We start from the raw sequence: 6773 nt of genomic DNA, 5'->3' as shown, positions 1-6773 counted from the left end.
CCGAACATGTGGCAGAGCTTTTCTTCCGTATCAGCGATCAGGTCGAACGGCAGTTCGAGGTGCTCCTTGAACTTTTCGTGCGACAGCAGGTTGTCGCGCGAGATGCCGAAAATCACGGCATTGGCCTGCTCGAATGCTTCGAAGTTGTCGCGAAAGTGCATGGACTCGGTGGTGCACCCGGGCGTCATGTCCTTGGGGTAGAAGTAGAGAACAATTTTTTTGCCCAGATAGTTTTTCGGGCTGAACTGCACGCCACTGGTGGCGGCGGCTTCGAAATCGGGAACCACTTTATTCAAGACCAAAGCCATGAAGTCTCCTGCTGGGCTGCTGCATCGTTTCTCCTCGTTCTGATCAGTCGTTGATACTGCTGAGGGAAACGGAAGGACGTAAAACCTTATTTTATCTTGCCGCGCGAACCAGAGCCGGTTCACGCTGTTTTGTGTCGGTTCGCGCCGGTCCGATCATTCGATCATCAGCGCGGCCAGCACATGACGACCTTCGCCCGCCAGAATGTTGTAGGTGCGACAGGCGGCGGCGGTGTCCATGACTTCCCAGCCGATGCGGCGCGAGATGAGTTGGCGCATCAAGGCGGCGGGCAGCAGATGCTGCTCACGGCCCGTGCCTATGAGCACCACCTCGGGTAGCGGATCGAGCAGCAGGGCGTCGATGTGCGCGGGCAACAGCGCGCCGACATGCTCGGCACCCCAGGGCTTAGGCGACTGCTGCGGGGCGAACACGGAGACCATCTGCGTATCGGGGGAGAAGTCGGGCTGGAGTTTCATGACTGGACGGGTGCGGGCCGCTACATCAGGCTCGCGCAGGGGCGGGCGTGGGGGAAAGACGGCGCAAACCGAGGGAAATGCATGGGTTGAAGATGCAGATCAAGGTAAATTATAGGGTTCGCCCTCCGCATGGCGGGCGGGCGCGGGTCTGAATCCCCTACCTCTGAAGAGAGGCGCTCAGGATGGGGATGAGTGGCCAGGGTGGTAGCACGCACGGTGTTTGTGCGGACGCTTTTTCTAGGCAGAGAGTGAGGTGGTTGTGCGCGAATTCCGGCGGCAGATGGAAGAGGAGGGGCAGCGGATCATCAAGCTCAACATCGGCAATCTGGCCGTGTTCGGCTTCGAGCCGCCCGATGAGATCGTGCAGGACATGATCCACAACCTGCCCAGTGCGGCCGGCTACACCGATTCCAAGGGCTTGTTCGCGCCGCGCAAGTCCATCGTGCATTACACGCAGGAAAAGGGCATTGCGGGGGTGAGCATCGACGATGTGTTCATCGGCAACGGCGCCTCCGAGCTCATCAATATGAGCATGAACGCGCTGCTCAACAATGGCGACGAAGTGCTGATTCCCGCGCCGGATTACCCGCTCTACACCGCGTCTGTAGCGCTGTCTGGCGGCAAGCCGGTGCACTACATCTGCGACGAGCAGTCGGACTGGTATCCGGACATTGCCGATATCCGCAGCAAAATCACGCCCAACACCCGGGCCATCGTGGTGATCAACCCCAACAACCCGACCGGTGCGCTGTACCCGCGCGAATTGCTCGAAGAGATCGTGCAGGTGGCGCGTGAGCATGAACTCATCGTGTTCGCCGATGAGATTTACGACAAGACGCTGTACGACGGCAACACCCACACCAGCATCGCCTCGCTGGCCGACGATGTGCTGTTCATCACCTTCAACGGCCTGTCGAAAAACTACCGCTCCTGCGGCTACCGCTCGGGCTGGATGGTGGTGTCGGGCAACAAACGGTGTGCGCGCGACTACATCGAGGGCCTGACCATGCTGGCCTCGATGCGCCTGTGCGCCAATACGCCGGGGCAGTTGGCGATTCAGACCGCGCTGGGCGGTTATCAGAGCATCAAGGATCTGGTCGCGCCGCAAGGGCGCCTGACCAAGCAGCGTGATCTGGCTTACGACCTGCTCACGCAGATTCCGGGTGTCAGCGTGGTGAAACCGAAGGCGGCGCTGTATATGTTCCCGCGGCTCGATCCCGAGATTTACCCCATCGCCGACGATCAACAGTTCGCCTATGACCTGCTGGCGCAGGAAAAAGTGTTGATCGTGCAGGGTACCGGCTTCAACTGGCCGCAGCCCGACCATTTCCGGCTCGTTTTTCTGCCCAATGCCGACGATCTGACGGAAGCCATCGGCCGCATCGCGCGCTTTCTTGAAACCCTCCGCAAGCGCAGCCGCGCTGTTGCCTCGGCCTCGGTCTCGGCCTGATTTCCTGTCCCGTTCTCTATGAAACCTTTACAGATTGCCCTTCTCGGCGCGGGCACCGTCGCCAGCGGTGTGGTCAAGGTGCTGGCGCGCAACCAGGAAGAGCTGCAGCGCCGCGCAGGGCGCGGCATTGCCCTCGCGGCGATTGCCGCGCGCAACGCCGACAAGGCGCGCGCCGCTTTAGGGGACGCTCTGCCCATCACCACGGATTTCATGGCGTTGGCGACCCGGCCCGACATCGACATCGTGGTCGAACTCATGGGGGGCATCAGCCCGGCGCGCGAGTTGGTGCTGGCGGCCATCGCTGCGGGCAAGCATGTGGTCACCGCGAACAAGGCATTGCTGGCCATACACGGCAACGAAATCTTCGCCGCGGCACAGGCCAAGGGCGTGATCGTGGCCTTCGAGGCGGCTGTGGCCGGCGGCATTCCCATCATCAAGGCGGTGCGCGAAGGGCTGGCCGGCAACCGCATCGAATGGATCGCGGGCATCATCAACGGCACCACCAATTTCATCCTGTCCGAGATGCGCGACAAGGGGCTGGATTTCGCCACCGTGCTCAAACAGGCGCAGGCGCTGGGCTATGCCGAGGCCGATCCGACCTTCGACATCGAGGGCGTGGATGCGGCGCATAAAGCGACCATTCTCTGCGCCATCGCGTTCGGCGTGCCGGTGCAATTCGACAAAGCCTATGTCGAGGGCATTACCGCGCTGCAGGCTGCCGACATCCGTTACGCCGAGCAACTCGGCTACCGCATCAAGCTGCTGGGCATCACCAAAAACACCGGTGAGGGCATCGAGTTGCGCGTGCATCCCACTCTGATACCGGCCACACGTCTGATCGCCAATGTCGAAGGCGCGATGAATGCGGTAGTGGTGCAGGGCGACGCGGTGGGCCCGACCTTGTATTACGGCAAGGGGGCGGGCTCCGAGCCCACGGCCTCTGCCGTCATCGCCGACCTGGTGGACGTGACCCGGCTGCACACCGCCGATCCCGAGCACCGCGTACCGCATCTGGCCTTCCAGCCCGATGCGATGAGCGACTTGCCCATCCTGCCGATGGATCGGGTGGTCACCGCCTACTACCTGCGCCTGCGCGTGGCCGATCAGACCGGGGTGCTGGCCGACCTCACGCGCATCCTGGCCGATGAGGGTATTTCCATCGACGGTCTCATTCAGCGCGAAGCCGGGGAGGGCGAGCATCAGACCGATCTCATCATTCTCACGCATGACACCGTCGAGGCGCGCATGAATGCGGCCATCGGCCGTATGCAGACCCTGCCCAGCGTGCACGCGCCCATCGTGCGTATTCGCAAAGAGGAGTTGCGCTGATGCGTTATCTGAGCACCCGCGGCGAGTCCGCGACCCGAGGTTTTTCCGACATCTTGCTCGAAGGGCTGGCGCCCGATGGCGGGCTCTATCTGCCCGAAAGCTATCCGCAGATCGATCGCGCCACGCTGGCGCAATGGCGCGGGCTGTCTTACGCCGATCTGGCGTATGAAATCCTGTCGCGTTTTATCACCGATATTCCGGCGGACGATCTGCGCGCCCTCATCGCCAAGACCTACACGCCCGAGGTGTTCGACGGCCACGCCGAGATCGTGCCGCTCAAACCGCTGAAAGGCGATCCGGGCATGGCGCTGCTGGGCTTGTCCGAAGGGCCCACGCTGGCGTTCAAGGACATGGCCATGCAGTTGCTCGGTAATCTGTTCGAGTACGCGCTGGCCCGCCAGCACAGCGAACTCAATATTTTCGGCGCGACCTCGGGCGATACCGGCAGCGCGGCCGAATATGCCATGCGCGGCAAGCGCGGTATTCGCGTGTTCATGCTCTCGCCCTTCGGCAAGATGAGCGCGTTCCAGACCGCGCAGATGTATTCGCTGGCCGACGCCAATATCCACAACATTGCGGTGCAAGGCGTGTTCGACGATGCGCAGGACATGGTCAAGGCCGTGTCCAACGACCTCGACTTCAAGCGCCGCTGGCGCATCGGCACGGTCAACTCCATCAACTGGGCGCGGCTGGCGGCGCAGATCGTCTATTACTTCGCCGGCTATTTTCAGGCAACGCGCAGTAACGACGAGCAGGTGAGCTTCACCGTGCCATCGGGCAACTTCGGCAACATCTGCGCCGGGCATGTGGCGCGGATGATGGGGCTGCCGATCCGCAAGCTGGTGCTGGCCACCAACGAAAACAATGTGCTCGACGAGTTTTTCCGCACCGGCATCTACCGCCCGCGCAGGTCTGCCGTCGAACTTCGAGCGCTTCATCTTCGATCTGCTCGGGCGCGACGCTTCGCGCGTGCACGCGCTGTTCGCGGACGAACTGCCGAGCAAGGGCTTTTTCGACCTCTCGGCCGACCCGGCGTTTGCCAGGATTGCGACCGACTACGGCTTCGCCTCGGGCAGCAGCACCCATGCCGACCGGCTCGCCACCATCCGCAGCGTGTGGCAGGGCAGCGAACGGCTGATCGACACCCATACCGCCGACGGCGTGAAAGTGGCGCGCGAGCACCTGGAGCCGGGCGTGCCCATGCTGGTGCTCGAAACGGCGCTGGCCGCCAAGTTCCCCGAAACGATTCAGGAAGCCGTGGGCACCTGCCCGCAGCGCCCGGCCGGGCTCGAAGACCTCGAACGCCGCCCGCAGCGTTTTGCCGTCATGCCGGTCGAGGTGGAGGCGGTGAAGTCCTACATTGCGATGCACTGCGGCGCAGGGCTGGCGGGCTCCTGATGAAGGTCGTCGGATTTGCCGGATTTTCTGGCAGCGGCAAGACCACTTTGGTCGAGGCGCTGGTCAAGCGGTTCGTGCAACAGGGGTTGCGGGTGTCGGTGCTCAAACACGCGCATCACCGCTTCGAGTTCGATCATCCGGGCAAAGACACCTGGCGGCACCGCGAGGCCGGCGCGTTTGAGGTGCTGGCCGCATCCGACCGCCTGATCACGCTGCAGCGCCGTCTGCCAGAGCCGCGAGAGCTTGGGGCGCACGAGCTTTTGCCCATGCTCGATCCAGCCGCTGACTGGGTGTTTGTCGAAGGCTTCAAGCAGGCCCGGCTCCCCAAGGTTGAAGTGTGGCGCGCCAGTACCGGGCGGCCTCTGTGCTACCCCGAGGATGCGCAGGTTCTCGCCATCGCCACCGACTCGCCGCAGCAACTCCCGCAGCCTGCCCCTGCCGCCGTCCTCGACATCAACGACCCGGCTGCCGTGGCCGACTGGTTGACGGACAATGCCCCCAAATTCGAGTACCTGCCATGACTGCACCAGCTTCGCCCCTGATCGATCCCGATGTCGCTTTGCAGCGTCTGCTGGCCGCTGCGAGCGCAATCAGCGAGACCGAGACGCTGCCGCTCTCATCCGCTCTCGGTCGGGTGTTGGCGCAAGAGGTGCGCTCCACCATCGACGTGCCCCCGGCTGACAACACCGCGATGGACGGCTACGCCGTGCGCAGCGCCGATGTGTCTGCCGCGGGCACCCGCCTGCTGGTGAGCCAGCGCATTCCGGCCGGTGCCGTGCCGCAGCCCTTGCAGCCGGGAACGGCGGCGCGCATTTTTACCGGCGGGCTCATTCCACCGGGCGCAGACGCCGTGGTGATGCAGGAGCAATGCGCCGCCGAGGGTGACGAGGTGCGCATCAACGCGCCGCCCAAGGCCGGTGATTGGGTGCGGCGACGCGGCCTGGATGTGGCGGCTGGCAGTGTGGTGCTCGCGGCCGGGCAACGGCTGCGGCCGCAGGATCTCGGGCTGGCCGCTTCCGTGGGAGTGGCCTCGCTGCGAGTGCGTCGCAAGCCGCGCGTGGCGATGCTGTTCACCGGCGACGAACTCGCCATGCCCGGCGAGCCGCTGCGCCCCGGCGCCATCTACAACTCCAACCGCTTTGTCATCCGCGCCCTGCTGGAAACTGCGGGATGCGAGGTGACCGATTTCGGCATCGTGCCCGATCAGCTCGAGGCCACCCGTGCCGTGCTGCGCCAAGCCGCGCTGGGCCACGACCTCGTGGTGTCCACCGGGGGCATGTCGGTGGGCGAGGAAGACCACGTCAAACCCGCGGTGCAGGCCGAAGGCGCGCTCGATCTGTGGCAGATCGCCATGAAGCCTGGCAAGCCGCTGGCCTTCGGCCATCTGCGCCGCAGCGAAAATCAGGGCGGAGAACAGGGCGGAGAACAGGGCGGAGAACAGGGCGGAGAACAGGGCGGAGAACAGGGCGAAGCCGCCTTCATCGGCCTGCCCGGCAATCCGGTTTCGAGCTTCGTTACCTTTTTGCTGTTTGTGCGGCCCTTTTTGCTCGCCTTGCAGGGTGCAGGGCAAACCGCCGTGCAGACGCTGCCGGTGCGCGCCGCGTTCGATTGGCCCAAGCCGGACAGGCGCCGCGAATATCTGCGCGTTCGGCTCAACGCGCAAGGCGAGGCCGAGCTGTTTGCCTCGCAGAATTCCGCGGTGCTCACCTCGACCGTCTGGGCCGACGGCCTGGTGGACAACCCGCCGCAGCAGCCCATCGCCCGTGGCGATGTGCTGCGCTACCTTCCGTTTTCATCCTTGCTTCAGGGCTGAC

Annotated in this window: 6 protein-coding genes and 1 pseudogene; 5 read left to right on the top strand and 2 right to left on the bottom strand. The window is 64.0% G+C overall.

Annotated features, from left to right (window positions below):
* Positions 1 to 308: peroxiredoxin (locus B7X30_RS06715; RefSeq protein WP_286729982.1), on the bottom strand; the 308-nt coding region annotated here is incomplete at its 3' end.
* Between the two features lie 153 nt (positions 309 to 461).
* On the bottom strand, positions 462 to 782 hold the full coding sequence (locus B7X30_RS06710) for an Mth938-like domain-containing protein (RefSeq protein WP_286729981.1): 321 nt from the start codon (positions 780 to 782) through the stop codon (positions 462 to 464).
* A gap of 280 nt (positions 783 to 1062) precedes the next feature.
* Between B7X30_RS06710 and B7X30_RS06705 the strand changes: the two genes are divergently transcribed.
* From B7X30_RS06705 to B7X30_RS06685, 5 genes and pseudogenes are all read left to right on the top strand, one after another.
* A complete protein-coding gene (locus tag B7X30_RS06705; RefSeq protein WP_286729983.1) occupies positions 1063 to 2232 on the top strand; it encodes a pyridoxal phosphate-dependent aminotransferase in 1170 nt (389 codons plus the stop codon).
* A gap of 18 nt (positions 2233 to 2250) precedes the next feature.
* Positions 2251 to 3561 carry a homoserine dehydrogenase gene (locus B7X30_RS06700; RefSeq protein WP_286729980.1) on the top strand — a complete coding sequence of 437 codons (1311 nt, stop codon included), beginning with the start codon at positions 2251 to 2253 and terminating at the stop codon, positions 3559 to 3561.
* Positions 3561 to 4959, top strand: a pseudogene (gene thrC, locus B7X30_RS06695) (threonine synthase). Before B7X30_RS06700 ends, thrC begins: the two are co-directional and overlap by 1 nt.
* The gene (gene mobB / locus B7X30_RS06690) at positions 4959 to 5480 is read left to right on the top strand and encodes a molybdopterin-guanine dinucleotide biosynthesis protein B (protein WP_286729979.1); all 522 of its coding nucleotides are present in this window, start codon (positions 4959 to 4961) and stop codon (positions 5478 to 5480) included. Before thrC ends, mobB begins: the two are co-directional and overlap by 1 nt.
* Entirely contained in the window at positions 5477 to 6772 is a 1296-nt protein-coding gene (locus B7X30_RS06685; protein ID WP_286729978.1) for a molybdopterin molybdotransferase MoeA, read from the top strand. The genes mobB and B7X30_RS06685 overlap by 4 nt, the downstream gene beginning before the upstream one ends.
* The last annotated feature ends 1 nt before the right edge of the window (position 6773 follow it).

Source organism: Thiomonas sp. 13-64-67 (genome assembly GCF_002282795.1).
GTDB classification, from domain to species: domain Bacteria; phylum Pseudomonadota; class Gammaproteobacteria; order Burkholderiales; family Burkholderiaceae_C; genus Thiomonas; species Thiomonas arsenitoxydans.
Note: the sequence above shows the minus strand (reverse complement) of the source record. Positions and strands in the feature narration are given on the sequence as shown.